2 protein-coding genes and 1 pseudogene are annotated in these 2607 nt (G+C 36.6%); all 3 read left to right on the top strand.

The window, feature by feature from the left end; genetic code table 11:
* Positions 1-417: PTS transporter subunit EIIC (locus SMIDD26_RS13170; protein ID WP_246746990.1), on the top strand; the 417-nt coding region annotated here is incomplete at its 5' end.
* 322 nt (positions 418-739) lie between these two features.
* Positions 740-2214, top strand: a pseudogene (locus tag SMIDD26_RS11790) (arylsulfatase).
* Positions 2211-2607: SUMF1/EgtB/PvdO family nonheme iron enzyme (locus SMIDD26_RS07830; RefSeq protein WP_419986658.1), on the top strand; the 397-nt coding region annotated here is incomplete at its 3' end. The pseudogene SMIDD26_RS11790 and the gene SMIDD26_RS07830, both read left to right, overlap by 4 nt.

The following is a 2607-nucleotide window of genomic DNA, read 5'->3' as shown; positions in this document are numbered from 1 at the left end:
AGGTGGTTCGTTTGGGCGTTTGTCTGGTTTGGAGGATTAGGATTAGTACTTGCTATTTTAATTTGTTCAAGAAACAGTCATTATCGAAAAGTTGCCAAACTTGGTCTAGCACCAGTTCTGTTTAATATTGGTGAGCCGGTCAATTATGGTTTACCAGTTGTCTTGAATCCTTTGCTATTTATACCATTTGTACTTAGCCCAGTTTTCATGGCAACGGTAGCTTACTGGGCAACAAGCTGGGGTCTTGTTTCACCTGTTACACAAAATGTTACTTGGGTAATGCCGCCAATTTTATATGGTTTCTTCTCTACAGCATTTGATTGGCGTTCCATCATCTTATCAGTTGTTTGTTTGATTATTAGTGTCTTGACTTATTTCCCATTTGTGAAAATGGCAGATAAAACTGAATTGAGTTAATGGTCTTACTTGCGTTTTTTGTGATAAAATAGAAATAGATTACGTGTAAGATGAGTTAGGTGTAGGATTTCTTATCTCCACTAAAATTGTTATTAGACAAAGGTTTATAGTCTGTTGAAGTTAGAATAGTACACTGTAACTTCTAAAACAGTGCTAGAAAATGATTTGAATTTCCTAATAGATTTAGTCATATTTTAGTTCATTTTTCTATAGAACATAACAAGAATGTTATTGCTTTATATAGAGAGATTGATATAGAAAGGGGTGCAGTAAAGGTAGATATCTTCTTGTGCCTCTTTTGCCATATTAGAAAGGAGATTTTATGGTTCAGACAAAACAGCCAAATATTGTTTTGATTGTTGTAGATCAAATGAGAGCAGATGCCTTATCCTTGAATAGTAAGGATAAGCTAGTTAGCACTCCAACATTAGATATGATGGCTAGTGTGGGTTATAATTTTGAAAATGCCTATTCTCCAGTTCCTTCTTGCGTTCCTGCTAGGGCGGCTTTATTGACTGGTTTAGATCAAGATAAAAGTGGACGTGTTGGTTATCAAGATGAGGTGCCTTGGAATTTTACTAATACCCTGCCAAAGGTCTTTAAAGATATGGGGTATCAAACAGAGTGTATTGGTAAGATGCATGTTTTTCCTTCCAGAAAGAGACTTGGGTTTGATCATGTCTTACTTCACGATGGGTATCTACATGTTGATAGAAAGTATGACAAGGCTTATGGAAGTCAATTTGATTATGCTAGTGACTATCTAGCCTTTTTAAAGGGTAAAGTTGGTTATGATGTTGATTTGATTGATGACGGAATGGATTGTAATTCTTGGGAAGCTAGACCTTGGGATAAAGATGAGAAGCTACATCCAACAAACTGGGTTGTGAGTGAGTCCATTTCATTTTTACAAAGAAGAGATCCAACGGTTCCTTTTTTCTCAAAATGTCTTTTGAAAAACCACATGCTCCATTAAATCCCCCAAAATACTATTTTGATATGTATATGGAACGCTTGCCTCAATTTCTCGATTTGCATATCGGGAATTGGGAAGTATTAGAAAAGCAAATTCCGTCTATTTATGCTTTAAGAGGGAAATTAAAGGAAGATGATCAAAGAAGAATGGTTGCTGCTTATTTTGGATTGATTACTCATATAGACCACCAAATTAGTCGCTTTTTGACTGCCCTAAAAGAATTTCGTCATGATAAAGATACGATTATCTGGTTTGTTTCGGATCATGGGGATCAGCTTGGTGAACATTATCTGTTTAGAAAGGGATATCCTTATCAAGGAAGTATCCACATTCCTTCGTTTATTTACGATCCGGCTGGATTGATAGCTGGTAATAGGGGAACAATCAAGCAATTAGTGAAAATTCAAGATATTTTTCCTTCCCTCGTGGATTTGGCAGGAGGAACTACTACAGATGAACTAGATGGACGGAGTGTTAAGAATTTATTATTTGGACAGTACGAGGGGTGGCGAACAGAATTTCATGGTGAACATGCTTTAGGAAAAGATTCTAGTCAATATATCTTGACAGACCAGTGGAAATTTATCTGGTTTCCTGTTTTAAATCATTATCAGTTATTTGATATGAAAAAAGATCCGCATGAAATGAATGATTTGTATCCAAGTGCAAAATACCAACCTATTGTTCGTCAGATGAAGAAAAAATTAGTAGACTTTCTTAGATATAGAGAAGAAGGTTTTGTTGTGGATGAAGAGTTAGTTCCTGTTGAACTATCTAAAATAACACCAACTCTAACGAAAACGAGGGATATTCAATCATGAAAATGAAACAAATCAAGGGTGGGAAATTTATGATGGGAACAAATTCTGAGGAGGGCTTTTTAGATGATTTTGAAGGTCCTCAAGTTGCTGTTAGTGTAAAGGATTTCTCCATTGCAGATACTCCAGTTACGAATCAAGAATTTGCTCAATTTGTGAAAGAAACAGGCTATAAAACACTAGCTGAGCGACAAGAGTGGTCTTTTGTTTTTATATTGTTCGTTCCAGAGGCAGAAAGGGAGGGATATCCTCATCCTGCTGGGGCTCCGTGGTGGTTACAAGTTCCGAACGCTTGCTGGAAACATCCCTACGGTGAGAACAGTAATCTAGTGGGTTTAGAAGACCATCCAGTAGTTCATGTTGCTTTAGAAGATGCATTGGCTTTCTGTAATTGGA

Source organism: Streptococcus mitis (assembly GCF_001579035.1).
Lineage (GTDB): Bacteria > Bacillota > Bacilli > Lactobacillales > Streptococcaceae > Streptococcus > Streptococcus mitis_J.
This window is presented reverse-complemented; position numbering and strand designations above follow the sequence as displayed.